The following is a 26,606-nucleotide window of genomic DNA, read 5'->3' as shown; positions in this document are numbered from 1 at the left end:
ATTGCGCCGTATTTCCAGGCTATTCAAGAACAATGTTGCGGCTAACGCATTGATGCTGCGACGAAACTTCACCCTGCAACACAATTGGTAATTCTGTCGCAGCCGGGGTCGGCAGCAGGATGCCGTGTGAGGAGATCGACAAGACGAAACAGGAGGCGGCATTAGTGCAGAGTGGCGTGCAATCCAGCGAAATGCGCCTCTACGCCCCTACGGGCGAGCGTCTCTATATAAATGCCGACGAACGAGCGCGGTTTTTCGCAGCGGCGTCGGTCGCGCCGGCCGCGGTGCGGTTGCTGTGCCTAACCTTGGCATTGACGGGTTGTCGTTTGTCCGAGGCGCTTGCGTTGACGCGAGCGGGGGTACAGTCGGGCATCATCACGGTTCGCTCCCTGAAAAAGCGGGGGCGAAATATCATGAGAGAAATCCCCGTGCCCGAGGAGCTCACCGCCGAGCTGATACACTTCGCAGCAGCGCTGCCGGAACGCGAGCGTATCTGGCCTTGGTGCCGGTCAACCGCGTGGCGGCACGTGAAGGCCGTGATGACGGCGGCGGGGATCTCGGGACGACATGCGACGCCGAAAGGTTTACGGCACGGCTATGGGGTTCATGCCATTCGGTCGGGCGTGCAGCTCAATATGCTCCAGAAATGGCTCGGGCACGCCGATATGGCCACCACAGCGATTTACGCCAATGTAACCGGTTGCGAAGAACTAGAGATAGCTAAACGGATGTGGGGGCAGTTGTTGGTCAACAAATCTAGCTCAACCTAAACCTAGCACTTAATCGGTGTAACGGACAAAATGCAGCTACGATCAACAACGGATACTATTACTGCCGCTCTGTCAAAGAGCCACGAACGTGGGTCCACCGTCTCCCCTTCAACAAAGGCAGCTCGAACAAGTGTTGGACCGGGAAAACCATTGTAAGCACGAGCTGTCGTTTCAGCGTCAACCAGTCGGTCAATTAAAACATGATCAAGCGGGTGATCGAAATCTAGTTTTTTTTCAGCTACCGTCATCGGCCTTACAAGTGTGTCTATTCCGTTTTGTTTGAGAGATTTTAGATTAACGTAGTTCGCTTTATAAATATTCCGAAGTGTCGGCCAGTTTCTATTTGCGATTAAATCAATCCCATGTTCCATATTAATTTGTGCATGCAAGACAACAGGGGTATCTGTAGCCTTTGCGTTTGGTCGTTTGCAGGATTTCCGAGCCCACTCGCAGCAGAGGTCAAATCCTTCTTGAAAAAAATAAACGCCCGTTCCCAACCACATCCGCGGTGCGGTTGAGGCCTTAAAGCCGTTTTTTAGGATGCTTTCCGCTCGGCTAGACGTTGTTCCGTGGTAACAGTTGATTAATAGCAATGAAAAAAATCCCAATTCTATTCATCATACAAGTAAAGTGGGGCTGCAGCCCCACTTTATCGGAATCGTTCAGCAAGAAGTTCGGCAAGGATCGCTTCGTCGGTTGGTCCTCCGTCCGACGGATCCACATCGCTCGACCATTCTGCCAATTCCTGACGTCGCTTTGCGATGATTTTTTTATATTTTGGTTCGTCCATGAGGCCTAGAATGTCCTCGGCAGTAAGTTGGCCGTGCATATCTGCCAATGTATGCATTGTGCGCTCCTCTGGAAGGAGGCCAATCTCGTTCTCGGGGGCGCCCGATTTTGTGAAATCGGCTCCCCTGCCAAATAAGTGTAAAACGGAAGGATGGTCTCTAAAGGTTAATATCACTCGACTTGCGGTGAAGTCTAACACTAATAAAGCGGCGACGGTAGCAAAAAAAACCCCTATGCGCCCAAAGTAGTTGCTCACAGTATCAATGACATCCTTTTTATTAATAATAGGAAGTATATCAAATTTTGATTCAAGTAAAAAAAAGGCAAAGATCGTCAGGTGGATTGTTGCGACCGATTCATATGAAAGGACACGTTTTGAAAGGTTGCGGGCAACATCACGGTATGCGAAGTGGCGAACGTCAAATACGCGATGATTGCCAACAATGAAATTTAGGACATTTAGGCCAGATTTCGCCGTTGCTCGCCAATGCCGGTATGCCGCCATCGCCAAGAAAGAAAATGCCAGGAAAATTGAAAATCCGTCCAGAACGAAGGCGCACCTCCCTTTTCGAGCCTATGAATAATCATAATGTACCCGAAAAAATTGGCCAACTTAAGATTCTGATTTGGTACTACAATTTAGGGGGTTGGGCAATGAAAAATACAATCGGTTTAGGTCGCGCCCGAGGGCTAGTTACAGGTGGGGCGGTCTTGTTGGTGTCGGATGCGAGTGATGTCCGAACCATTAATATTCCGATGCTTTGTGAAACAGCTTCTGTCTTAATTGCGTAAAATGGTTCAGGCGTTTCGCGAAAATAGGAATAGGTGGAAATGAGGCGCCCCGTGGCGATTCTGACTGCGGGATGTGTTCTAAAATTAGCCTTTTTGACCAATGTCTGCTCAATTACCGCAGTTATCTACTTTCGGTCGGGACCGTCATCGGGTCTGAAATGCCGCAATCATCGACGCTGTAACGTCGCGGTCGAAACAGATCGGAGCATAGCCGCCAGGGCGTGAGTACGCGCTACGTCGTCCGCACCGTCGGCCCCCGCGGTCAACATTGTATGGGCACGGGCACGAGCCCGGATAGTTCGCGATCGACTCCGCAATGATCGCTTTGACAATCGCTTGTCGGGAGAGTTTCGGTTTTATCGGCGTTGCCGTTGACGGTGGTGCGCGCGGGGTGGTGGTCTGTCTCGTCTGCCGAAGCCAGTTTTCGGTAATCAAGTGACTTGCCACTCAACCCTCTCGCTGAGTGAGCCGGGCCCGAACACGAGACCACTGCGGGCCTGATTCCAGCAAATCGACGGCGGCCCCTTTGTTGAGGCGATCTTGGATCGCGAATGTCTTGCCGGGGCCTGCGAAAAGCGGAACCCGCGTTCCTTGGACAAAGACGACTGCGACCGGCTTCCGAGTACGAACCGGCTTCGAAGGCTTCGGCGGAAGATCTGTTCTGGAGATCGGTTTTGCCACCGGGCGAGCGACGACGCGTGTCCGAATTTCAGGCGCCTGAGTTGGTGTTGATGCGGGCGGACCTTCCTGGACATCCGGCGCAGTCGCTGGCACTGAGATAGGGCGTGCCGGATCAGCGGGACGCGGTGTCTTTGGTTTATCGTCGCCGGTCAGCGCTGCCCAAGCGATCCAGCCACCCACTACCCACAACAGTAGCGTCTTGCCCTTCAACGCCCCACACCTCGATAACACACGCGATGATACTCAGTGCGCTATTAATGCACGACCAAAGGGCAAACTCCACCGCTAGCATTGAGGATCGCATCGGGTCAGGCCATCGATCATTTTTTCTGAATCGCTTGCTTCAACGCCTCGATGGGCAGCGCGGGGCGTTGACGGAGGACCATTCGGTGGGGCAGTTCGCGCACAGCACCACAACGTCATCGATGTCTGTTTTAAGTCCGTCTGACCAATCGCGCTCAGCACGCTCCGACAACGGATCGACATGATGGCATTCAATATATCCCTTGCCGAGCTCTCCGTATGTCGCCTCGAAATCGAAGCCGCAAACCATGCACCGATAGCCGTGGTTCTCCTTTGCGGCAGCGACCAGGCGCGGGTTGCGGCTGAAAAAGTAGCGCTCGCGCTTGTGCCTCTGGCCTTCCGCAAATTCCCGTTGCGCTTCAGATGAAGCACTCGGAGCCGCCGGCTCTGTTGCCGCAACTTCGATCCCATAGGCGGCGGTTATGAGCTGAATTAATCTCGGTGTTGCCCGCGACAGGTACATGCCCTGGTTTGGTCGCACAGCGCTGCCGTACCGAGCAAATGGGTAATGCCGAGGTTCATCCTCAGACAGTTCCGCGAGAAGCTCCGCCTCATATGTTTCGGTGATCAGGCGAAGGGGGAGGGTGGCCGGAAGGTTTTGGAATTCTGTCAGATCGATCCGGTAGTAGGACAGTCGACCTTCCCATGGCCCCGCAAACGGCGGGCCGTCCGACGTTTCAGTCGCAGGATGTGCGACCCGTGACACTCCACACAATCGGTTCTCGGTCACTCCGTCCGGACATCTAACCTATGTCGCCTTCCGTAGATGGTGGTATGGACGTGAGTGTTTTTCGCGCCTCAGAAATTCGTTGATAGTTAAGTTCAGTCGATGCCTCGAATGCTTCGCGCACTCGCTTGGGATTGGATTCAAGATTCCCGACAATGTCTTGTTTGGTACGAGGTGCAAGCACAAGGGTATGGAATTTCTCCGAGCCGAACTCTGCAAGTCGTAGTGCCTCATTGTAGCTATCGTATCGACGTGCAAAATGTTGCTTGTATCCGTTGCCGAGTTTTCTGATTCGCCAAGAATTATATAACCCCGATAATCTCCCGGGTCGCGTTTTCTTATATCCCCATGGCTGGGTAGGAACTACAACAACATGAGTGCAGCCTTCGTCGAGCGCTTTTTTAATTGGGAGAGCGGCATTTACGTAGCCGTCATTGTAATGGCGACCGTCAATATTTTCCAACTGGCTGCAAACAATCGGAGTGTATGCCGTTGCGCAGATCGATTTTTCGAAATTTTTCCGTGAATCTTTTTTGCTCGAAAACCAACGTGTTTCACCCGATTCCGTATCGGTTGTTGATATGAAGATCTCATGGTGGCCGTCATAAACCGCTTGGTCCGAGAATCGTTTCTTATCAAGTATCCATTCAGTAATCATCCATCTAACATCAAGCACCTCTGGAAAGTTCCATATATTCAGACACCTCGGATCAGTGGCGTTTTCCTCGTAAATCGTTGACGCAAGAATTTCATCGTTGCCGGGAAAATATAGTCCGTTGAGCGCACCGGAAGAGGTTCCGATGATTACGTCAAAGGAATTGGCGAGCCCATGTTTGTTTAGGGCGTGAGCAGCCCCACAGCTAAAGACACCTCTCAGTGAACCGCCCTCAAGGACAAGGCCAACTTTGCAATTTGGGTCGGAGTTGCCTTCGCGTCGGTCCATAAGGACGGCGAGTACCTCCAAAGGGTTGCTTCCGTATATGTTGATGTGATCAAGCATCTTGGCGTTGTACTCTTCCCACTAAATATGCGAGTTTTTCATATTCTGATTCTGACGGTGTCGGAACCGTTTGTCGATGATATCATTTTTTGCACTCGTAGCTTCGATCGTTACAATTGTTTGGGCTCGCAAGATCGATATAGCTGCGGGGCTCAACGATGAGGCTTCCCGCAAGCAGATAATTGGGGATCTGGACGCGCCACCCAGAACGTATCGAAAGTACTTGAACCGAGGAGTACGTCTGGTTGATCGCCTTCTGCAAAGGGGTGCATTTACTTATTTTGCGCTTCTATTTGTGGCTTTGATTTATTCGTCATTCCTATTTTTGTTATACTGGACACATGGCCAAAAGGTGTCGACATTCATGGTGTCGAGTACCAATGAAATGCCTGAGCCGTGGATTCGAAAGTTGATATTCATTGGCATTCTGGTTTTATTTTTCGCATGCTTCTTGCTCGCAAAACGTGGTGCAAGCGTGTACGAAGAGAGAATTTCTCGGCTTCCTGCATCATTAATTTGGTATGCCGTCCTTTCAGCGTTGGCTACAAGCGTGGTAGCGTTTTCAATATACTTTCTTGCGGGAAATAGATATTTCTCTTTTGTTGTTATTTTATTTTCTGTTGGTCCGATTCTTCTTTCTAATGTGCGACGTAGTGAGGAGTACCTTTTATCGAGGTCGCGCATCAAACTCGCCTTTAATGCATCGTTTGGCCCGACGGCTCTCTTCATAGTGATTTTCTCTTTGATCGCGGGTAAGGCGACCCAGACACCTGTTTTTGCCACGATTGCAATTGTCGCACTCGTTTCCCTGTTGAGCGGTGCCACTGCGTACGCAGGTGCGCGGAAGTCCAGCGGTTCTTTTTTGGAAACTCCTGTCTGGTCACGCCCCGCGATTTCAATGGGATTGTATATTGCTAACAATTTTCCCGGGTTTTGTTTGGCCGTATCGCTCGCAGCGTTTTTCCCGATTTTACTCGGCAAAGTAGGCGCAGACGACGTGTCTGTCGTGGCAGCGGTGCTGCTAACATCTGCTATATTTCTTGCCGGTGCCAAAACGTTGGCCGGGTCGGGTTTTGTGATATTTTTTGTTTTGTCGGCCGTGTCAATTACGTTGTATAACGCAAGTATAACTGATTTTTTTTCAACATGGTCAGGACCTCTTATATTTTGGGTGGTTTTTCCCTTCGTAAACTCCATTTTCGATTTTGCCACGTGGACGTCGAGTCGTTTGTTTGCAGCTCGCATTTTAAAAAATGAGCATTCAAACGCTGTGTTTTGGCTATTTCTAGATATAGTCGTTGCGTTTCTTTTGATATGTTTGCTCGCGATGTCGCTTACATATATTTTTCGGCTATATGAAATTCGCTCAATTGTGGAAAATGGCTCAGCGGTCATTAATACAAAAGAACTTGTAAGTTCAATTGAAGCGGATCCATTTGGGTTTGGTGGCTGGTTTATATTTATGATGCTGAGTACCTTTGTTCCGACTATCGGGCACCTGGTATTCGCCGTCATGGGTGGTGTTTCGTCTTTCGTTCCAGTCGCTGTTAGACGAAAAATTCGCCGAGATATCATGCGGGAAGCAAAGAAAGAAGGTGGTATAAGCAGATATAATGTCGAGCTGTTTTCTTGGAGATTGGCATATGTTGATCATATTACAGGTATCGTGGTATTCGTCGCGTTGATGTTGGGTTTTGTGTTCCTGGCCTACGGAAATATATATGAGTTGTTGCGGATGCTTCATAAGCTAGTTGAACTCGTTCTTGTCTACGTTTAAAGATAGTGGTCTGGCGCTTAGGGTGGTTAATTGAAGGTCGGTCGAGATCGATTGCGGCTGTTTGAGAAATATCTGGAATTAAGGCGCGCTAAATAGAGGATATGGTCCCAACCTTTATTTGTTGGATTCATAAGTAAAAGTTGTGGCGCGGACTGCGCTCCGGCCTCAAGGCTGACCAAGGCCACCGCCGCGGGCGGCGGCTGCGGCCTTGACCCCTGCGCACAGCCGCACCTTTGGCTCGGGAAGGGGCAAATGCCCCTTTGTCGGATGAGATCCGACGGCTACCACCGCAATGCATAAAACCTCTGCCAGGCATTGGCGATGTCCTCAAAGGTCCATTCCTGCAGCCGTCCATGCGATGCACTCGGCCGGGAGACGCATTCTGCCAGGCCCGACTCCCGCTTAAACCGCTGAAACCAGGTCGTCGATTTCGGCTTACCCTTCGCGCTCAGCTCAATCCGCCGAATATCATGGCTGCTGGCCCACATGTCGCGGGGCTTCTCGACCTCAGAGCGATCGAGCAAATAGCTGCGCAGTAACCGCAGATGTCGCTCCCGTGGGTCCTGAACCAACTGCGCCTGCAGTTTCTCAACCGTCAGCTCCGCCGCGCGACGACCCGCTTCCGTTAGCATTTCTTCCAAAACGTCTTTGCTCAGCACAATGGCTGGGATTGCTTCCATATTCCTCGCTTTCCTTGGGATTTAGACACAAAAAAACGCCCCTCTCGGGACGCTCACACCGGCACTTCTTCCACCTCCGCCGGACCTTGGTAGAAAACCACAGGTGGGTGCGGAAGTCAAGAAATGTTTTGCAATAACAAAATAATAAACTTTGAAATTATTAGTAATTAAGCGCACTATCGTAGTGTCATGAACATAAACTTTGAAAAAATTGACGTTCCTCCGCAAATTAAATTTTTTGAGAGCGGTATAGTAGCCAACCCTAAAGCAGTTGCGGCACAGGCGTATAAATCAGTGAGTATTCAGGTGGAATTTTATGAGTCACGGGTTTGGGAGCACTTGGCAAGGTTCTTTGAAAGGCAATATTCAATCCAGGGAAAATGGAAGCCGGATATCCAGGCACCACTAGATGATCGCTGGATTGTGTACCCGTTCTCGGTTGTTGAAACAGTTCAACACGCAGGGTGTATAGTTTGGGATGTTCCCGAAGGTCGTCCTCGCATTCGCCACCTCCGCATCTATCGAAATCAATTCGATGCGGAGGTTGCCAACGCTGAAATAGCGAAAATAATTAGCGGGGCTATTTAGTCTGCAACCCAACCGTCATCGCAATACGGACAGCAAATGTACCCTGCGGGTTGACCGTCACGACCACAGTTCAAACAGTCAACGATTTCACCGTCTTTGTTGTAGTGGCCGGACCCTCCGCACTCGGGACATTCATTTGTACCGGTACCTCTGCAGCGCTCACACTCAGCCATTCCAGTCTCCGCTCGGTAAGGATGTGGAGTGAATCCTTATAGACAAAAGGTAGCAGATTGCAAGCGCGCTTGAATTATGCGGTCATACGCCGAGAATTGTCCCCAGCTTGTCGATAACTGGCCGCATCGGATCAACAAAACCGAGGTCGTAAATCATTGTTGTTTCGAGGTTTCCCTTGTGATCCGCATAGTGACTCACGTCCTCGCGGCGCACACCTTGACCCACCAGCATCAGCGAAATCGCGATGCGCTTAAGGTCATACAATTGAAAGTAGCTCGGAACCCCCTCCAGCTCTTTGAACCGCGCCAGCGGTTTGCGGAAATTGTCACGCGGTTGCGTCGGGTCCGTGTGAGACGGAAACACCAGCTTGCTCTCTGGCCAGCGATCCCGCTGCCGTCGCACCAACTCGGCGACCCTCGGATGGATCGGCACTGACCGATATGCATACTCATAGACGGCCCGCGATAGCTTGATGCCTTTGGTGTTGTGCTTGTGCCAGATGAGGCGCTCCAGATCGAAGTGCTCGAATTCCGCGTGCACCAGCTCGGTGGGCCTCGCCATCGTCAGAAACAGAATGCCCATGTAGTGGCACAGCTCCAGCATTTGCGCGTTCTGAACAGCAAGGCGGCCGTTAGCCAATGCCGTCATGCGCTTGGCGTCGCCAGCAAGATGCGTTGTCGGGGCAGGGGCCTCCAGTGTTGGCTCAAACACATGCCGGGCGATCGCCTTGATCTGCTCCGGGGTGTATTCCCGGCGCTGTCGCAGCACGGTGCGTTGCCGCAGTGGGGTGCAAGGATTGCGCATATCGACCACTTGCATCCGAATGCCCCAGTTGAACACCGCTTTCAAATGGCGAAAGGCCGTGTTCCAGGTGCCCGGGGATTCGAACTGGTCCAAAAATTTCGCGACATCAGTCGGCTTGATTGACGTCACTTCGCGCTTCCCGAACAGCGTTCCGAAATCGCGATAGCTGCAGGCTTTGTTGCGGCCGCGGCGGTTGGTGTGGGTCGGCTGCGGTCGCGTTGCCGCTCCAACGTATCGCCAGTACTGGTTTTGGTACTTCGGTGATTTGGTTGCGATGTGCTCACGCCAATACTGCTCCACCAGATCGTTGACCAGAAAGGTGTGCTTCTGGCGGTAATCAATCACGCCTGCATTGGGGTCCTCGCCGCGGTCGAGTTGGGCACAGCGTTGCTGAACCAACAGACGGACACTGCCGACAGTCGTACGGGTTGCGTCACCCAGCACGACGCGTTGCCGCTTCCCATCAAATTGGTAGCCATGCACGAATGCCTTATTGCCCAGGGCGGTGACGCGGAGGGCGAGACCCTTTTGAGCGCCATTGCGGACAATTCCATCCAACCCTTGAGGATGGTCCCAATAAAGCTCCTGATCTTTGCCGTCCGGGCATTTTGTATCCCTGACAAATGTGTCTGTTAAAAATATTTTTGCCAAATCTATGTAACGCCTATGTAACAAAATGTAGTCGAAAAATTGGATATTGTAAAGAATAAAGCAACATGTAGTGCGGAGCATCCGCAATAATTACAATGATTTAAGTTATATCAGTAATGCGAGGGTTGTATGCTGTTTCTTGGTTCGTAATGCGTAGGTCGGGAGTTCGAATCTTCTCGTTGGCACCATATATTTCAACAGGTTAGATAACCGCCCCGCCATCAAAAAGCTTCATGTAAAAACCATGTAACGATTGTGTAACTCGCTTATCGAAACCATAGGCAGCTAAGTCGCGGGACGCAGGAATACATTCTTATGCGCTGAATTTGGATAGATGCGAGGGTATGTTGCCACTACTGAGGCATTGGTAATGCGCAGGATGGAAGTTTGAATGTCTCGTTGGCGCCGAAAAAATCATATGGTTACGAAAATGCTTACCCGGCAACAAAAGTCATGTAACGACTGCGGCGATCACACCGTCGTCCGAATCCACGGCAGCCGTTCCTCCCTCGGCCATCAGGCGGCGCCAAACGCACAACAGGTTCGGGGCGATGCCATTGCGTCTTGCCACCTCCGAGACGCTGCCCCCGCTGTTTAAGCTTTCGTCGATGACCCGAGGTTTTGCTACGACCCCGCAGTCTACCGCCGTCGGGGAGTTCCAGTGATCATTTCAATGCGCTGATAGTCGTCAGATATAAGCCTTTCCTTGGAGATATCCCCAATTCTTCTTGCTTACGCCCGACTATCCGGTCGAAATAGGGGGGCAATCCACCCCATTATTCCCTTCGTTTCTATTTGAAAACACTTATAGGTGGTATAGAATGTTTTTTGATATTTGTTTTTGGGCAATCCAGCAGCGTAACCTGAAAGAAAACAAATGAGTGTGCTTTTTCTGGTCGCGCTAGATGAAATTGGCTTTTTGGGTTCACAAAGAGGTAGGGAACGGACATGGGTTGCTTTTGCCAAATCCAAATGACCGAGGGGAGCGAGGAAGAGCGGCAGATAGTGGTGTCAATAGGTGTTTCAAATACTAAGAGCCTATCCGCGATGCGGTGGCGGTGTGCAAATGTAATTTTTCCTGCGGAAACAACAGGGAGAAACGAAGGCAATGCGGATGGGGCGCAATAGTGGCTTCCTTTCGTTTCTTGCATGCGGCGGACATTCACCTCGACAGCCCTCTCAAAGGCCTTGCCGGCCAGGATGGCAACGCCGCCAAGCGCGTTCGTGCTGCGACCAGGGAGGCCTTTGACCAACTCGTCAGTTTGACGATCGAAGAACAAGTCGATTTTCTTATTATCGCCGGGGACCTCTACGACGGCGACTGGCGCGATTACAAAACAGGCCTGTTTTTCGCGGCGCAGATGGGCCGGCTCAATTCTTCGGGCATTCCCGTCTACCTGCTGCACGGTAATCACGACGCGGAAAGCCAGATTACCAGGCGGCTCGACCTCCCGGAGAATGTCCATGTTTTTGGGACGCGTAAGCCGGAGACTTTTGCGCTGGAGGACCTAAATGTAGCGCTTCACGGCCAGAGCTTCCGGCAGCGTGACGTGACCGAAAATCTGGTTCCAGATTACCCGACGCCGGTATCGGACGTCTTTAATATCGGCGTGCTGCACACCGGGCTCGGCGGTATGGGCGAACACGCCAACTACGCACCTTGTTCTCTCGATGAGCTTGTAAACAAGGGGTACGACTATTGGGCGCTGGGGCATGTACATCAGGCGGATGTGCTGCACGAGCAGCCGCACATTGTATTCCCCGGTAATTTGCAGGGGCGCCATGTACGGGAAACCGGCGCTAAAGGCGCGTATCTGATCACAGTAGAAGACGGCGAGATTGTCGATCTCGAAGCGTTACCTTGTGATGTTGTGCGCTGGGCAGTGCTGTTGGTACCCCTGAATGGTGCGGCCAATTTGGGGGATGTGACCGACGCTGTTCGGGAAGCGTTGGAAGCTGCGGTCGCCAATCATGCCGACGGCCGATTGCTCGCCTGCCGTATTCGGTTGGAAGGCCGCACAGAGGTTCACGCCCAGCTTATCGCTTCGGAAGAACAGGTTCTGGCCGAGGCCCGCGCCTGCGCGCTTGGCCTTGGGGATGAAGTTGCCTGGGTCGAGAAGGTTGCCATTGCTACAGAGGCGACCATTGATACAGAAACCCTTGCGCGGCGTGAGGATGCGATCGGGGCGTTGCAGCAGATGTTGCAGACAGCCATGAGCGATGAAACGCTACTTTCAGAAATTGAAGAAGATATCGGCGCGTTGGTGCGGCGCCTGCCCCACGATATTCGAGCGGGTATTGAAGATCACGTTTTGAAGTCGGCCGTGGAAGGTGAATACGCCGCTCTGATTGATGGTGTCGCACCATACCTTTCAGCGCGCCTGATTGCGCGGGAGGATTAGGCATGCGGCTCGGACGACTTGATCTGTTGCGATATGGACATTTCACGGATCGGTCGTTTGATCTGCCTGCCGGCAAGTCAGATTTCCACATTGTTTTCGGCCCGAACGAAGCTGGTAAATCCACGGCGCTGGCCGCGATCGAGGATCTACTGTTCGGCATACCGATGCACTCGCCGTACAATTTCCTCCACGACTACGCCGACATGCGGATCGGGGCGGTTCTCGAAAACGGAAGCGCTTTGCTGCAGGTGCTTCGGCGCAAAGGAAACAAAGACACGTTGCTAGAACTGGACGGTTCGCCCGTTCCCGGCGGCGAGAGTGTTTTGATTCCCTATCTCGCCGGTGCGGATCGGCCGTTCTTTGAGCGGATGTTCAGTCTGGATCACGTGCGCCTTGGCGATGGGGGCCGCGCAATTCTGGAAGCCAGGGACGATGTGGGGCAGATGTTGTTTTCAGCGGGCGCCGGCATTGGCGGGTTGAGAGAGCGCCTCGGAGAGCTCGCTGGTGAAGCGGACGAATTATGGGGTGCGCGGCGCGCCAAGCATCGCAAGTTTTACATCGCTGAAGACAAGCTTTCGGAAGCCCAAAAGGCGCTGCGGGACCTGACACTCACCGCAAATAACTGGCGGGACCTCAAGCGGACCTATGACGACGCAGAGCAAACATATTCGGAGATCGATAACAACATCAAAGAACGTACCGCGACACGCAATCGTCTGAGCCGCATCCGCCGTGTATTTCGAGACGTGCGTAGAAAACAGGAACTCGACGGTGAGTTTGCGGACCTCGGCGAAGCGGCTGCGCTGCCAGATGATGCTGCGCAAGTGGTAGAGGAAGCAGAACGCAAGGATGCGGAGGCGGAGACACGCATCGCGACGCTACAGGAGCAACTGAAACGTGCCGAGGAGAGCCTTAAAAAGCTGAGCTTTGACGAGACGCTTATCCTGCGGGCCGAAGATATTCGGCAACTTCATGAAAGACGGATTGAGATACGTGGTGAAAAGGCTGACCTGCCGAAACGCGAAGCGGAACTCAATGCCGCTGAGGAAGATCTACGCGCCGACGCACGTGAACTTGCCTGGACAGAGACCGACATAGATGTGCTCGCCAAACGCATTCCCTCGCGCACCGAGGCTGGCGTGGTGCGTCAGCTCCTGAATCAGAAGGGTGAGCGTGAGGCTGATGTCACCAATCAGACCCACCTACTGCAAGAGGCGCAGGAGGCCCACGACGATCTAAAGGAACGGTTAGATAAGAGCGGCGATCCCGCCGACGTGTCCAGTCTGGCTATAGCGATCAGGACAGTGCGCGAACAGGGCGACATTCATGGTCGCGTTCGAAACGCCGAAAAAGCGATGCGAGAAGCACAGGAGCGTGCGAAGCGTCGGCTCGACGTGCTTAAGCCAGGTGTCAGAAAGGAAAAAGAACTTGTGGACGCGGCCGTACCGGCGCGGGCGCAGGTTCAATCGTATCGGGACCGCGAGGAGGACTGGAAACGGCGCGTACGGGAATTTAAGCAAAAGATTGCATCCCTTCAGCAGGAAAAGGAAGCTGCGACCGCCGCATTGGAGCGCACAGTACGGGATGAACAAACGATCACGCCGGAAGCCTTAGACGAGGCTCGCCGCCGTCGCGATGCTTTGTGGGCCCTGGTCAAAATCAGGCATGTGGACGGCAAGTCAATTCCTGAAGATCAGGCAAAGGAATTTGGCGAAGAGTTAGCGGACTTGCCCGCCGCCTTCGAGCCTGCCATGGCTAGCGTGGATCAACTTGCCGATCAAAGGTTTGATCACGCTGAGGCCGCAGGGCGGATCACAGAAATCAACCGAATTATCGGAGACCTGGAAACACGACTGGAGCAGGCTCAGGAAAGCGAGACCGAACTCGTTCGGGAAGGCGAGCAGTTGAAAGCCGAGTGGTCATCGATGTGGGAAACGGCTCCCTTTGATGCTTTGGCTGCGGAAGCGATGCTGGAATGGCTCGATGCCCGTGAAGAAGTGCTGGAGGCCATTGACGGACGAGCGGATGCCGAAATCACACTGGATACATGTAAAGGCGAAGAACGCGCGGGCAAGGAACAGATTCTTGGTGAGCTGACTGCACTCGGCGTTGATGTAGCCGCGCTGGAAAATGACGGTCTGAGCGTGATCATAGAGCGAGCGGCAGACGAACAGCGTCAGCATGAATCAGCGGCAGCCCGGAAGGACGAGTTAACCGAGAAAGTCCAGGCGGCAGCCAAGGAGGTGGCACGGCGCAAGCGGGAGCTTCAACAGGCCAGTGAGGCCTTGGAGCAGTGGCAGGGAAAATGGGAGGTGGCGCTTGACGAGCTTGGGCTGGCTAAGGACGCTCCGCCGGAGTCGGTCAGCTCGCAAATCGACACGATAGACAGGATGCGGGAGACGACAGGGCGTATCAGATCGCTGCGGCACGACCGCATAGACAAGATCAACCGCGACGTGACGGACTTTGAAGAGGTTGTCGGAAAACTGACAAAGGAATTGGCAACAGATTCGGTCGATCAACCGGCTGAAGATGCCGTGCTGGAGCTTGAAAAGCGATTGGCCGATGCCGAGCGTATCCAGGGGCTTCGGGAAAAGGCGGTTGAACAACTCGAAGAGCTGACCACACAAATCAGTGGACTTGAAGACAAACGGCGGGAATTGGCGGCATCAATATCCCACCTGAAGACGGCGGCCAACGTTGAGACGAAAGAAGCGCTCAAGGACGCCATCGCTCGCTCGGATCGGCAACGGTCTCTTACGGAGGAGTACGAGAAAGTTATCGAGAAACTCCAGCAGGACGGCGACGGTAAAGCTGCTACGGAGCTTGAGAATGAGTGCAAGGACGTCCTTATTGATGAGGTTGCAGCGGACGAAGCTTCGATTCTGGCTGAGTTGGAAGACCTTCAAGCTCAGCAGACTGCCGCCGCAGAAGAGCGATCCCGAGCGCGCGAGGCATTTCAGGCAATCGGCGGTGACGATGCGGCTGCTCAAGCAGCGGCGGCAAAGGAAGAAGCCCTCGCCGAAATGCGGGAAGTTGCCGAAAGGTATGTGCGCGTACAGACTTCGGCCATACTTCTCCGGTGGGCGATTGAACGTTACCGGAGGGAAAAGCAGGCGCCTTTGCTAAAACGCGCGGGCGAACTGTTCCAGATCATCACTGGAGATTCATTCACCAGCCTTCAGATCGCGTTTGACGACCAGGATAACGCTTATCTGACAGGCGAACGGCACGATGGCAGCGTTGTCCCTGTGTCAGGCATGAGCACAGGCACGGCCGACCAGCTCTATCTGGCGCTAAGGGTTGCAGCGATCGAAGACTACCTGAAGCGGGCGGAGCCATTACCGTTTGTGGCGGACGACCTGTTTATCAACTTCGATGACGATCGCGCAGCGGCTGGCTTCAAGCTATTGGGCGAACTGAGCCAGACGACGCAGGTGCTGTTCTTCACTCATCACCAGCACCTTGTCGATATCGCGGAAAAGACATTGGGAGCATCCGTCAGTCTGGTGAGTTTGTCCAACGAAAGCGTCAAAGCGGCGTAACGTTCACAAACTTCAACATACCTGCCTTCTCCGCAGCTCACACTTGGCCGTTGGCGAGTTATTCCGCTGAACACGTCGACATGCTCGTGCCGGGCCGCTTGATGATGAGGAATACCAATTCACCAATCTGAATGCCGGCTTCAATTCCGTAGGTGCAGAATTCGCACGGACTTTTTATGGTCCGAAGGTACGTCTCTGTTAAGGTTCCAGACTCACACGATACTCACACAATCTTTCTAGGAGATGTTAATAAACAAGAAATAACAAATAGTTATTCAAAACTATCGCGGACTTCTAATCCGTAGGTCGCAGGTTCGAATCCTGCCGGGGTCGCCATCGTCTCTTTCCCTTTTTTTCTGTCCTGTGGCGCTGTGTAGCCGCGCAACTCGCTGGCGCGCGGGTGAAGTCACTTCGTGCGGCCACTCGGGTGCGGGGGAGGCAAGGACTGTCTTCCCTAAGGTAAATTTGAACCGGCGAAGGGTTTATATCCGCAGGCGCAGGGCGTCATGTTCGGGAATACAACAATTTCTTGTCCCGACGAGCGTGAGTGTTATCTGAATATATTCATTGGTACCAGGGGGTTATGACTGGGTATTTTTGATTGTGCTTTTCCCCAAAATTTTATGGAGTTGAATTTTATAAGGAATTTACGAATTTGCCCGATATTGCAGCAGTACTGTGCAAGGGCCTGCAAAGAATTCAGGCTCGCAGGGGTGAGTGCTGCTACAAGATGTCGAACGATAAAGAACAAGAAAAGACCGCGCGTCGCACGAGCAAGACGACCTCTACGAGGCGGGCGGCTGAGCGCGCAAAGCGCGATGCTCGCACCGAGTGCATCGGTGTCGAAACCAGCGCCGTGCTTGCCGTCATCGACGAGCTTCAGGGCAATCTCGCGCAGGAGCGCGACATGCGCGCGGCATTTGACGACATGCTGGAGCGCGTCGTTTCGCTGACCGAGAGCGAATTCGGGTTCATCGGCGAGGTGTTGAGTGCCGATGACGGGCATCAGTTCCTCAAATGTTATTCGATGTCGCAAAACGTATTGAGGCATTTGCCGCCGAGCCGGCAGGCAAGTTTCGTTGCCGATGGCCTCGAGTTCCACAATCTTGATGCGTTGTTCGGCACCACGATCAAGACGGACACCTTCTTCATTTCCAATAATCCGGCCAAGGAAGACGGCTACGAAATTCCGAGCGGTCATCCGCCGGTGCACGCGTTCCTGAGCCTTCCGCTGCATTTCGGTCGCGAACTGGTCGGTATGATCGGTCTCGCCAATCGTCCCGGCGGCTATGGTGACGCGATGGTCGAGAGCCTGAACGCTCTCGCGCGCACCTGCGGCACGATCATCGGATCGATGCGGGTTGCCGCCGAACGGCAGGTCGCGGAAGAGATTCTGCGGGAAGCTATCGAGACGATCCCGGAAGGGTTCGCGGTCTTCAGTCCGGAAGACCGGCTGATGTTGAGTAACGGGGCACTCGGAAAGGTCTACCGGCGCACACATTCGGCGATTCACCAGGGGATCTCGTTCGAAGACATGATCCGCCACGGCATCGCGCACTCGCAGGTGGTCGACGCCGGTGAGACGGAGGAAAGCCGCGAAGCTTGGATCCAGCAGCGTCTCGAGGTTCACCGCCAGGCGGATCATTGTTTCCTGCAGCGTCTGCCGGACGATCGGTGGGTGCAGGTTGAGGAGCGGCGGGCACCGTCGGGCCGGATCGTTGGCTTGTGGACGGACGTGACCGAGGCAAAACGCACGGAAGCCGCGCTGCGCAGCAGTGAAGAAAAGTTCCGCTCGCTGTACGAATTGGCTCCGACCGGAATTGCCATGTGCAGCCCCGACGGGCGCGTGATCGACGGCAATCAGGCATTCCAGAAGATGCTCGGCCGCTCAAAGGTCGATATGCACAACGTGGAGCTTGAAGAGCTGGTGACGGCGGAAAGCTGGCCGGCATTCAAGGCGGAGATCGATGGCGGGACAGAGTCGCGTCTGTTCGGTCCGGTCGAGATCGAGCTGGTTGGAAAATCCGGCACCCCGGTCAGCGTTATCGCGACCGGCCTGTTGGCCATGAAAGGCAACAACGTCGACCTTACCTGGTTGATTGTTCAAGATATTTCTGAGCGCAAACACGCTGCGACCGTGGTTTGGCGGGCGGAGAACTACGATCCGCTGACGAACCTGCCGAACCGAAGCTACCTCAATGAATTCATCCGCGATCTGCGCGGCAGCGGTGGTCGGGAGCAGGAATTCGGATTGCTGCTCGTGGGGCTCGACAATTTCAAGGCGATCAACGATGTGTTCGGCCATGTCGCCGGCGATGCGGTGATCGCGCAGGTTGGCGAACGGCTGAGCCGGTGCATCCGGGACGGCGATTTCATCGCGCGCCTTGGCGGTGATGAGTTCGCGCTTGTCATTCGCGGCATGACCTCGCGCGCGCGTTTGATGCGGGTCGCCGACCGGATCCTGCGCGCGCTTCGCCGCAAGATCGTCTATCGCGGACAGCCCCTTTATTGCCAGGGCAGCATCGGTATCGCGTCGTTCCCGGAACACGGGCTGACGGCGCCGGAGCTGATCCGCAGTGCCGATATCGCGCTCTACAACGCCAAGAAAAACGGCCGCAATCGGTCCTTCATGTTCGACGTCGACCTGCTGCGCGAGACGGAAATCCGCTACGAGGCGGTGTCGTTTGTGCGCTCCGCGTTGAAGAATGACCGGATCGTTCCTGCCTATCAGCCCAAGGTCTGCCTGAAGACGGGTGCCCTGGTCGGGTTCGAGGCGCTGGTGCGGATCCGCGATACCGACGGAGAAATCAACTCGCCGGGTTCGTTCATCGAGGCTTTCGACGAGCCGGAACTCCTGGCTGAGATCGACCAGCGGATGCTCGATCTGGTCACCAACGATATCAGGGACTGGCTCGACCATGGCGTCGATGTCGGGCGCATCGCGGTCAACGCTTCGAACAGCGAGCTGTGGAGCGGCGACTACGCCGAGCGTGTTCTGTCGATGATGCGCGACAAGGGGTTGCCGAAAGACCGCCTGCAGATCGAGGTCACGGAAACGGCGTTCCTCGGCAGCGATTTCAATTCGGTCGCCGGCACGCTGGAACAGCTTTCCGATGCGGGTATCGCAATCGCGCTTGATGATTTCGGCACGGGCTATGCCTCTCTGACCCATCTCAAGACGCTGCCGGTCAGCCGCGTGAAGATCGACCGGTCCTTCGTCTTCGATCTGATGACCAACCGGGTCAGCCAGGCGATCGTCGAGACGATCGTCAAGCTGTGCAAGGAACTGGACAAGGTCGTGGTCGCCGAAGGGATCGAGACCGAAGAGCAGCTCGAGATGCTGAAGTCCTTCGGCTGCGATCGCGGGCAGGGGTTCTACTTCGCCCGGCCGATGCTGCGCGACGAGGTCAATCTCTACATCCTGAAATCGTTTGCCGCGAAGATGCGGGCGGATTGGAACCGTTCGGTTCGCAAGGGATTTCCGGCCGAGGTCATCGAGGGCGGACGCCGCGACATCGCGCGCTGAAGGCGAGCCGTCCGGATCAGAGCGTCCAGCCGCCGTCGATGACGGCGGTCGTGCCGGTTACGAAGGTGGCTTCGTCGGACGCGAGATAGACCGCGAGCGAGGCGATTTCCTCAGGTTCGGCGATGCGCCCGCCTGGCTGGCGGGACAAAAACCACTCCCATGCCTTTTCGGTGCCGCCCATTTCGTCGGCGAGTTCGGCGACGCGGCCCTCAAGTGAGGGGGTCCTCACCACGCCCGGGCAAATCGCGTTGCAGCGGATGCCGTCCTTGACGAAATCGGCGGCGATTGCCTTGGTCAGGCCGATCACGGCTGCCTTGGTCGTCCCGTAGACATAGCGCGACGGGGTGCCTTTGATCGAAGAGGCTGCCGACGACATATTGAGAATCGCGCCGTGTCCGCGCTCGATCATGCCCGGCAGAAACGCGCGGATCGCCCGGTGCATGGCCTTCACATTGAGATCGAAGCAGTAATCCCAGGTGAACTCGTCGCAGTCGAGCACCGTGCCGTGGTGGACGTAGCCGGCGCAGTTGAACAGGATGTCGACGCCGTGTTCCTCGTCGGCAAGGCCGTAGATGGCCGAGGTGTCGGTGACATCGATGGTTGCCGTTCGTGCGATGCCGGCCGCCGCCAGATCCTCGAGTTTTTCAGGCGCTACGTCGGTCGCAATCACCTCGGCGCCTTCGCGGGCGAAGGCCAGTGCCGTGGCGCGGCCGATTCCCTGGCCGGCTGCTGTGACGACGGCTTTCTTGCCGGACAGACGTCCGTTCATGATCAACTCCCGGGGTTACCCTGTCAGGCGAGCACCGGCTACCGCGCGAACGGGCCCGGAACTCGTGTTCACCGTGATTGGCGCGGCCAGAATGCGGGTTGCGGAACCCGGCTGGATGGCGTGGCAGGGCCACGCGGGCTTCGGCGAAAGCCTGAATGCGGGACGCCGCGACGGCCGACGTGGTCGAAGCGGGTGATTCCCGACTGGCGCGCGAGGCCTGTCGTTGCAGGCCTTCAATTCGAGGCGCTCTTGTAGCACAGCGGGCTTCGCATGCCCACCCGGGCGGGCGGATCCCTTCCGGGATCGCGGCAAGTGTGGCACAAGGCAGGTTGTTCAAGACGAAGAGACGATCCGTTCGGGGGCGACAGATGCTGCAGACGATTTCCGGGTTTGACCGTATCGGCGAGGAAAACGCCTTTGCCGTACTTGCGCGGGCGACCGAGCTTGCCGCGGCAGGCCGCGATATCATCAATCTGGGGATTGGCCAGCCGGATTTCCGCACGCCCGACCACATCGTCGAGGCGGCGGTCAAGGCTCTGCGCGACGGCCAGCACGGCTATACGCCGGCGACGGGAATTCTGCCGCTGCGAGAAGCGGTCGCCGCCGACATCGACAAGCGCCTCGGCGTCAGCGTGTCGCCTGAGCATGTCGTCATCGTGCCGGGTGGCAAGGTGACCATGTTCGCCGCAATCCTGATGTTCGGCGCGCCCGGCGTCGATATCCTGTATCCCGATCCGGGCTTTCCGATCTATCGCTCGATGATCGAGTTCACCGGGGCGCGTCCGGTTCCCGTGCCGATCCGCGAGGAAAACGATTTCGCCTTTTCGGCCGACGAGATGCTCGGCCTTCTGACGCCGCAGACCCGCCTTGTCATCGTCAATTCGCCGGCCAATCCGACGGGCGGAGTGACGCCGCGCTCGGAGATCGAGAAACTGGTCGCGGGCCTCGCCGAACGCCCTGACATCGCGGTCATGAGCGACGAGATCTATGGCCAGATGACCTACGATGGCTGTGAGCATGTCTCGCTGTTGAGTTTCCCGGAGCTCCGCGACCGGCTGATCTTGCTCGACGGCTGGTCGAAGACCTATGCGATGACGGGCTGGCGGCTCGGTTACTCGGTCTGGCCGGAGGCGTTGTTCGACAAGGTGCGCAAGCTTGCCGTGAACGCCTGGTCATGCGTCAACGCGCCGACGCAGTGGGCGGGACTTGCCGCGCTCACCGGGCCGCAGGATGCGGTAACCGAGATGGTCGCTGCGTTCGATCGGCGCAGAAAGCTGGTCGTCGAGGGGCTGAATGCCTTGCCGGGGCTCAGCTGCCGGACGCCGCTCGGCGCATTCTATGCGTTTCCGAACATCAGCGAGACGGGTTGGCAGGCAAAGCCGCTGGCCTCGGCGCTGCTTGAGGATGCGGGCGTCGCAAGCATCGGCGGGCCGGATTTCGGCGTTTGCGGCGAGGGGTATATCCGCATCTCCTACGCCAATTCGGAAGACAATATCCGCCGCGCCATGGGCCGCATGGGCGAATTCCTCACCGCGAACAAGCGCTAGCCATAAGGATTGTCGCCGGCGTTCGCCGAAGCGATCTCAGTCGCGGCGGGTCTTGCCGATAGAGCCGACCGGGGTCGGATCCGCATAGGGCGCCGCCGCGGTCAGGCTGTAGAACACGTGCTGCGGGGCGACCGACTGCAGTCCATCCGTTTCCCCGATGCCATAGTCGACAACGACTGTGCCCTTGCCGTCGACAAAAGCGATGCCGCCGCCTGTGCCGGGCATCCATGCCGCGACCCTGGAGAGGATGGGGAACGCTTTCGCGCAGCCGGACAGGCCGTCGATTCGGTGCCCGCGCCCCGTCGGGGCCGGATCGAGCATCAGTGCGCAGCCCCGGCCCGACAACTCATCCGCCATGACCCAACCTCCGGCGAAGCGGAGCGCATCGTTTGCGTTCTCGGTGGCCGCGTGAGACGGCGCGAGCTGCAGGGAAAGCGTGCCGGCGAACGCGGCGAGGGCAAGGAACCGTACGCGGGTGAAAGCCATGGAAGACCTCCCGATTTACGTCATCCCGGCAAAAGGGTGCGCTGCAGCAGTTAACGAAAGGTTAACGCTTTCAGCGCTCTATGGATGCCGTTACGGCAGGCATGTTGACTTTTTTTGTGGAAATTTGCGCTCGGTCAAACTATCTATTGTGCAGCGCAATATAACTCTGCGCATCTGCACAACGAATCGGGTGTCCCATGTCGGTGAAGTATCTCTCATCCTTCTTCACGCCGCGTTCCATCGCGCTTGTCGGCGCGAGTCCAAAGCCTGGTTCTGTCGGACTTACCGTTCTGAAAAATTTGATGGAAGCAGGATTCGACGGTCCCGTCTGGCCAGTCAATCCGAAGTACGACCATATCGGGCCGTATCCTTGCTACAGCGATGTTGCGCTGCTTCCCTCGGTGCCGGAACTCGGCGTCGTCACGGTGCCGGCTTCGGTCGTCGCTTCGACGCTTGAGGCGCTTGGCCAGAAGGGCACGCAGGCCGTTGTCGTCATCACTGCCGGCCTCGGACGCGGCGAAGGTAGCCTCGGCGAAGAGGCGATGGAGATCGCGCGCCGCTACAAGATGCGAATCATGGGCCCGAACTGCATCGGCCTGATCGCGCCCTGGGCACGGCTCAATGCGAGTTTCTCCCACATCATGCCGGAGAAGGGCGACCTGACGTTCCTGTCGCAGTCGGGCGCTCTCGTAACCGCGGTTGTCGACTGGGCGGCGTCGCACGGGATCGGCTTCCGCTCGGTGGTGTCGCTCGGCGACATGCTCGACGTCGACGTCAATGATCTGCTCGACTATTTCGCCTCCGACGTGAAGACGCGGGCGATCCTGATCTATCTGGAATCCATCAAGGACGCGCGCTCGTTCATGTCGGCGGCGCGTGTCGCGGCCCGCTCGAAGCCGGTTGGGGCGATCAAGGCGGGACGCAACACCTCGGCTGCGGAAGCTGCTGCCTCGCATACCGGTGCTCTCGCAGCGTCCGACATCGTGTTCGATGCGGCACTGCGCCGTGCAGGTGTCCTGCGCGTGTTCTCGTTGAACGAGCTGTTTACGGCGGCGGAGACGCTGACCCACGTCAAGCCGTTCTACGGCAAGCGCCTGACGATCGTCACGAATGGCGGCGGTGCGGGCGTGCTTGCTGCGGACGCGCTTGAAGATCACGGTGGCGCGCTCGCCAAGCTGCGGCCGGAAACCTTCGAGGCCCTCGACAGCGCGCTGCCGTCTACCTGGTCGCATGGCAATCCGATCGACATCATCGGTGACGCGGATGCCGAGCGCTATCGGGCGTCCGTTTCGGCGGCGCTGAACGATCCCGACACCGACGCCGTCATGGTTATGAACTGCCCGACGGCGCTTGCATCGTCGGCCAATGCGGTGGACGCGACGCTGTCCGCGTGGCGTGAAAACAAGCGCAAGAAGCCGATTTTCGGCTGCTGGCTGGGCGACGGTGCTGCCACCGAAGCGCGCCTCAAGCTGGCTGACGCGGGCGTTCCGAGCTACGCGACCCCAGCTGCTGCGGTCGACGGTTTCCGCCATATCGTTCGTTACAACGAGGTCCAGGACCTGTTGATGCGGACCCCGCCGGCGGTTGCCGGAGGACGCGAACCGGATCGCGATACGGCGCGGGCGATCGTTCATCGCGCGCTGCTGGAAGGTCGCTCGACCTTGAACGCCGACGAGGCGAAGGCGGTGCTGGCTGCGTACAATATTCCGGTTGCCGCGGCGCAGGTTGCGACGACGCCGGACGGCGTGGCGGAAATCGCCGCCGAATTGCTGAAGACCAACAAGGCCGTCGCGGTCAAGGTGCGGTCGCGCGACATCACCCACAAGTCCGATGTCGGCGGTGTTCGTCTTGGCCTGCAGAGCGCGGCGGAAGCGCGGCAATCGGCGATCGCTATTCTGGAACGGACCACGTCATTGTTGCCTGACGCGCGGATCGACGGGTTCACGGTCGAGCCGATCATCGACAAGAAACACGGCGTCGAGTTGATCGCCGGTGTTGCGAGCGACCCGCTGTTCGGGCCGATCCTGCTGTTCGGCGCCGGCGGCACTGCGGTTGAGGTTGTCAAGGACCGGGTTGTCGGTCTGCCGCCGCTCGACCGGCTGATCGCCCGTGACATGGTCGACGCCACGCGGGTGTCGAAACTGCTCGCCGGCTATCGCGACCGGCCTGCGGCCAACCGCAACAAGATCGCCGATACTCTGGTGACGCTGTCGCAGATGATCGTCGAGGTGCCGGAGATCGGCGAACTCGACATCAACCCGCTTCTTGCCGACGAAGACGGCGTTGTCGCGCTCGATGCGCGTATCATGGCGCGGGAAGTCCCCGAGGGCGAGGATCCGCGCCGGCGCTTCGCGATCCGGCCGTATCCGGACGAGTGGGTGACGTCGGAGTGCACCAGCGGCGGCCTCGAAGTGCAGGTCCGCCCGGTGATGCCGGCCGACGAACGGTTCTATCAGGCGTTCTTCGACAATCTCTCGGCGGAAGACATCCGGCTGCGCTTCTTTGCGCCGATCCGTGAGCTGTCGCACAAGTTCATCGCCCGGCTGACGCAGATCGACTACGACCGCTCGATGGCGTTCATCGCGCTGACCCCGGATGGTGAAGAGATGCTTGGCGTGTCACGCCTAATGCTCGACCCGAACCGCGAAGTCGGCGAATACGCTGTTCTCGTGCGCTCGGATCTGAAGGGCAAGGGCCTTGGCTGGATGCTAATGGAGAAGCTGATCGAGTTCGCCCGCGTCGAGGGCGTGAGCTAGATCGTCGGCGACGTGCTGAATGCCAATGCGACGATGCTAGATATGTGCCGCAGCCTCGGCTTCGAGGTGAAGGGTCACGAACTCGATCCGAGCATTCGCCGTGTGACGTTCAAGGTCAAAGGCCCGCTGACGCCGGCTGAAGTCGAGAAGTGAGCCGACAGGGTCAGGTGCGCTTTTTGCGTATCTGCTCACGATAGAGCAGGTACAGGCCGGATGAGATGATCACTGAAGAGCCGAGAATGGTGTAGAAGCCCGGCACGTCGCTGAAGACGATCAGGCCAAGCGCGACCATCGACACGATCTGCGTGTACATGAACGGTGCGATAACCGGTGCTGGCGCGCGCGTGTAGGCCTTGATCAGCAGCCAGTGGCCCAACGATCCGAAGAACCCGGTGACGGCAAGCAGGCCCCAGGTCTGCCAGTCTGCCGGCGTCTGCCAGGTCGACAGGGCAGGCGGCGCCATGGCGATCGCCGGAATGATCCCGCTCAGCATCAGCATCGATTGCGGCGTCTCTGTCGCCGTCAGCATGCGCGTCGTCAGCGTGTAGAAGGCATAGCTGGTCATGGCCGCGACGGAATAGATCGCCGCCCAGTGCATGTCGCCGAAACCCGGTCGGGTGACGATCAGGACACCAAGAAAGCCGACCAGAATGGCGATCCAGCGCCGAAGTCCGGCCCATTCACCGAGGATCGGTCCGGCAAGAGCTGTGACCACGAAGGGCGTCGCGAACATGATCGAGACGGCTTCGTCGAGCTGCAGATGGCGCAGTGCCAGGAAGTTGAACGCGGTCGCGCCGAGCATGCACAGCGCCCGCACGAACTGCAGCAGTGCGCGGCGCGGCACGATCAGGTGCGGACGCGACCAGACGCGGAACAGAAATCCGGTCAGGATGACGTGGCCGACGAAACGCAGCCAGACGATTTCGTAGATCGGCAGCGAGCGGCTGAGAAATTTCGCCGTGGTGTCGAGACAGGAAAAGCAGGTGAACGCGGCGCAGGCGAGCAGGATGCCGCCGAGCGCGGAGCGGTCCAGATTTTCCGAAGACGTTGTCGACATGCATGCGATCCGGTTGGCGGCCAATACAGCAAAGCCGGGCATGCGGGGCATGTCCGGCAGCGTCATGGGTGCAGTTCGAGGTCACCTGAAGCAGGGAATGGCGGGAAACGGTACGGCTATCTCAAGCGATATCCGGTGGCGCCCTGGTTCACCCCTGCGCCGACCGATACCGGTGCACAACGCGTCGCACAGCGTAACGAGCGCGGCAGGATGCAGAGAACGGCGTTTTTTGCATGGCGCCGTGCGGGATATGCATAGGCGCTCGATCCCGTTCAACGTTCTACGCTGTCGTTGGTGCCGTCAAACGTCGCCGGTGTCGTCCAGTTCGTCAGGCTCGCCAAGCACGGCGGAACTGGCGAGGTTCTTTTCGACCTGCTTCAGCAGGCGGCGCAGGCGCTTGCGTTCCTTGTCGTCGAGGCCGGCGAGCGCTTCCTTTTCGAGGCGCTTCCAGGACTTGTCGATCTGGGCGATGCGAGCCTTGCCCTCGTCGGTCAAATGTACCCGGGCGAGACGCCCGTCTGCTTCGGACGCAGCGCGGCGCACGAGACCCTGGCCGGACAGGCGGGTGACCATCTTGGTCACGGTCGGCGGCTGAACGCCGAGACCGGCCGCGAGTTGCGTCATGGTCTGCCCGTCCTCGTCGGCGAGCATTTTCAACACCGATTCCTGGCCGGGGTGCAGCCCGATGCGCCCGAGATACATGCCCGAACGTGCGCGCTGTGCCTTAGCGGCCTGCGTCAGATGAAAGGTAATGCTTTTCTTGAAATTGAAAGCCATATCGC

The 26,606-nt window shown here is 56.8% G+C and carries 17 protein-coding genes and 1 pseudogene; 9 read left to right on the top strand and 9 right to left on the bottom strand.

Going from position 1 to position 26,606, the window contains the following annotated elements; translation table 11 throughout:
- Positions 1 to 191 precede the first annotated feature (191 nt).
- Positions 192 to 770 carry an integrase gene (locus tag C0606_03455; GenBank protein ID PLX39693.1) on the top strand — a complete coding sequence of 193 codons (579 nt, stop codon included), beginning with the start codon at positions 192 to 194 and terminating at the stop codon, positions 768 to 770.
- Between the two features lie 2,605 nt (positions 771 to 3,375).
- Here C0606_03455 and C0606_03450 read toward each other — a convergent pair.
- The gene (locus tag C0606_03450) at positions 3,376 to 3,798 is read right to left on the bottom strand and encodes a hypothetical protein (GenBank protein PLX39568.1); all 423 of its coding nucleotides are present in this window, start codon (positions 3,796 to 3,798) and stop codon (positions 3,376 to 3,378) included.
- Between the two features lie 45 nt (positions 3,799 to 3,843).
- Between C0606_03450 and C0606_03445 the strand changes: the two genes are divergently transcribed.
- Positions 3,844 to 4,038 carry a hypothetical protein gene (locus C0606_03445; protein PLX39567.1) on the top strand — a complete coding sequence of 65 codons (195 nt, stop codon included), beginning with the start codon at positions 3,844 to 3,846 and terminating at the stop codon, positions 4,036 to 4,038.
- A 40-nt stretch (positions 4,039 to 4,078) separates the two neighbouring features.
- On the opposite strand, the gene C0606_03440 is transcribed toward C0606_03445, so the two are convergent.
- Positions 4,079 to 5,062 (bottom strand): hypothetical protein, encoded by a 984-nt coding sequence (locus C0606_03440; GenBank protein ID PLX39566.1) that lies wholly within the window; start codon positions 5,060 to 5,062, stop codon positions 4,079 to 4,081.
- Positions 5,063 to 6,635: 1,573 nt separating this feature from the next.
- On the opposite strand from C0606_03440, the gene C0606_03435 reads away from it, so the two are divergent.
- Positions 6,636 to 6,839 (top strand): hypothetical protein, encoded by a 204-nt coding sequence (locus C0606_03435; protein PLX39565.1) that lies wholly within the window; start codon positions 6,636 to 6,638, stop codon positions 6,837 to 6,839.
- Positions 6,840 to 7,120: 281 nt separating this feature from the next.
- Here C0606_03435 and C0606_03430 read toward each other — a convergent pair whose 3' ends face one another.
- Both C0606_03430 and C0606_03425 read right to left on the bottom strand, forming a co-directional pair.
- A complete protein-coding gene (locus C0606_03430) occupies positions 7,121 to 7,519 on the bottom strand; it encodes a hypothetical protein (GenBank protein PLX39564.1) in 399 nt (132 codons plus the stop codon).
- 843 nt (positions 7,520 to 8,362) lie between these two features.
- Positions 8,363 to 9,232 carry an integrase gene (locus tag C0606_03425; protein ID PLX39692.1) on the bottom strand — a complete coding sequence of 290 codons (870 nt, stop codon included), beginning with the start codon at positions 9,230 to 9,232 and terminating at the stop codon, positions 8,363 to 8,365.
- Between the two features lie 174 nt (positions 9,233 to 9,406).
- Between C0606_03425 and C0606_03420 the strand changes: the two genes are divergently transcribed.
- On the top strand, positions 9,407 to 9,721 hold the full coding sequence (locus C0606_03420) for a hypothetical protein (protein PLX39563.1): 315 nt from the start codon (positions 9,407 to 9,409) through the stop codon (positions 9,719 to 9,721).
- 466 nt (positions 9,722 to 10,187) lie between these two features.
- Here the strand turns inward: C0606_03420 and C0606_03415 are convergent, their stop codons facing one another.
- Entirely contained in the window at positions 10,188 to 10,346 is a 159-nt protein-coding gene (locus tag C0606_03415) for a hypothetical protein (protein ID PLX39562.1), read from the bottom strand.
- Between the two features lie 517 nt (positions 10,347 to 10,863).
- On the opposite strand from C0606_03415, the gene C0606_03410 reads away from it, so the two are divergent.
- From C0606_03410 to C0606_03400, 3 genes are all read left to right on the top strand, one after another.
- Positions 10,864 to 12,138, top strand: a complete 1,275-nt coding sequence (locus tag C0606_03410) for a DNA repair exonuclease (protein PLX39561.1) — start codon at positions 10,864 to 10,866, stop codon at positions 12,136 to 12,138.
- Positions 12,139 to 12,140: 2 nt separating this feature from the next.
- Positions 12,141 to 15,683 carry a DNA double-strand break repair Rad50 ATPase gene (locus tag C0606_03405; protein PLX39560.1) on the top strand — a complete coding sequence of 1,181 codons (3,543 nt, stop codon included), beginning with the start codon at positions 12,141 to 12,143 and terminating at the stop codon, positions 15,681 to 15,683.
- Between the two features lie 730 nt (positions 15,684 to 16,413).
- Positions 16,414 to 19,209: a hypothetical protein gene (locus tag C0606_03400; protein ID PLX39559.1), complete on the top strand. Its 2,796-nt coding sequence runs from the start codon at positions 16,414 to 16,416 to the stop codon at positions 19,207 to 19,209.
- Positions 19,210 to 19,225: 16 nt separating this feature from the next.
- On the opposite strand, the gene C0606_03395 is transcribed toward C0606_03400, so the two are convergent.
- Positions 19,226 to 19,978: an NAD(P)-dependent oxidoreductase gene (locus C0606_03395; GenBank protein PLX39558.1), complete on the bottom strand. Its 753-nt coding sequence runs from the start codon at positions 19,976 to 19,978 to the stop codon at positions 19,226 to 19,228.
- Between the two features lie 368 nt (positions 19,979 to 20,346).
- Here C0606_03395 and C0606_03390 point away from each other — a divergent pair, with 368 nt between their 5' ends.
- On the top strand, positions 20,347 to 21,525 hold the full coding sequence (locus C0606_03390; protein ID PLX39557.1) for an aspartate aminotransferase: 1,179 nt from the start codon (positions 20,347 to 20,349) through the stop codon (positions 21,523 to 21,525).
- Positions 21,526 to 21,561: 36 nt separating this feature from the next.
- Here the strand turns inward: C0606_03390 and C0606_03385 are convergent, their stop codons facing one another.
- Positions 21,562 to 22,011, bottom strand: coding sequence for a hypothetical protein (locus C0606_03385; protein PLX39556.1), 450 nt, complete (start codon positions 22,009 to 22,011; stop codon positions 21,562 to 21,564).
- Between the two features lie 197 nt (positions 22,012 to 22,208).
- Between C0606_03385 and C0606_03380 the strand changes: the two are divergent.
- Positions 22,209 to 24,920, top strand: a pseudogene (locus C0606_03380) (GNAT family N-acetyltransferase).
- A 10-nt stretch (positions 24,921 to 24,930) separates the two neighbouring features.
- Here C0606_03380 and C0606_03375 read toward each other — a convergent pair.
- On the bottom strand, positions 24,931 to 25,824 hold the full coding sequence (locus tag C0606_03375; GenBank protein ID PLX39691.1) for an EamA family transporter: 894 nt from the start codon (positions 25,822 to 25,824) through the stop codon (positions 24,931 to 24,933).
- Between the two features lie 300 nt (positions 25,825 to 26,124).
- Positions 26,125 to 26,601, bottom strand: coding sequence for a MarR family transcriptional regulator (locus C0606_03370; GenBank protein PLX39555.1), 477 nt, complete (start codon positions 26,599 to 26,601; stop codon positions 26,125 to 26,127).
- Positions 26,602 to 26,606: the final 5 nt, after the last annotated feature.

Source organism: Hyphomicrobiales bacterium (assembly GCA_002869065.1).
Taxonomy (GTDB): domain Bacteria; phylum Pseudomonadota; class Alphaproteobacteria; order Rhizobiales; family Rhodobiaceae; genus Rhodobium.
This window is presented reverse-complemented; position numbering and strand designations above follow the sequence as displayed.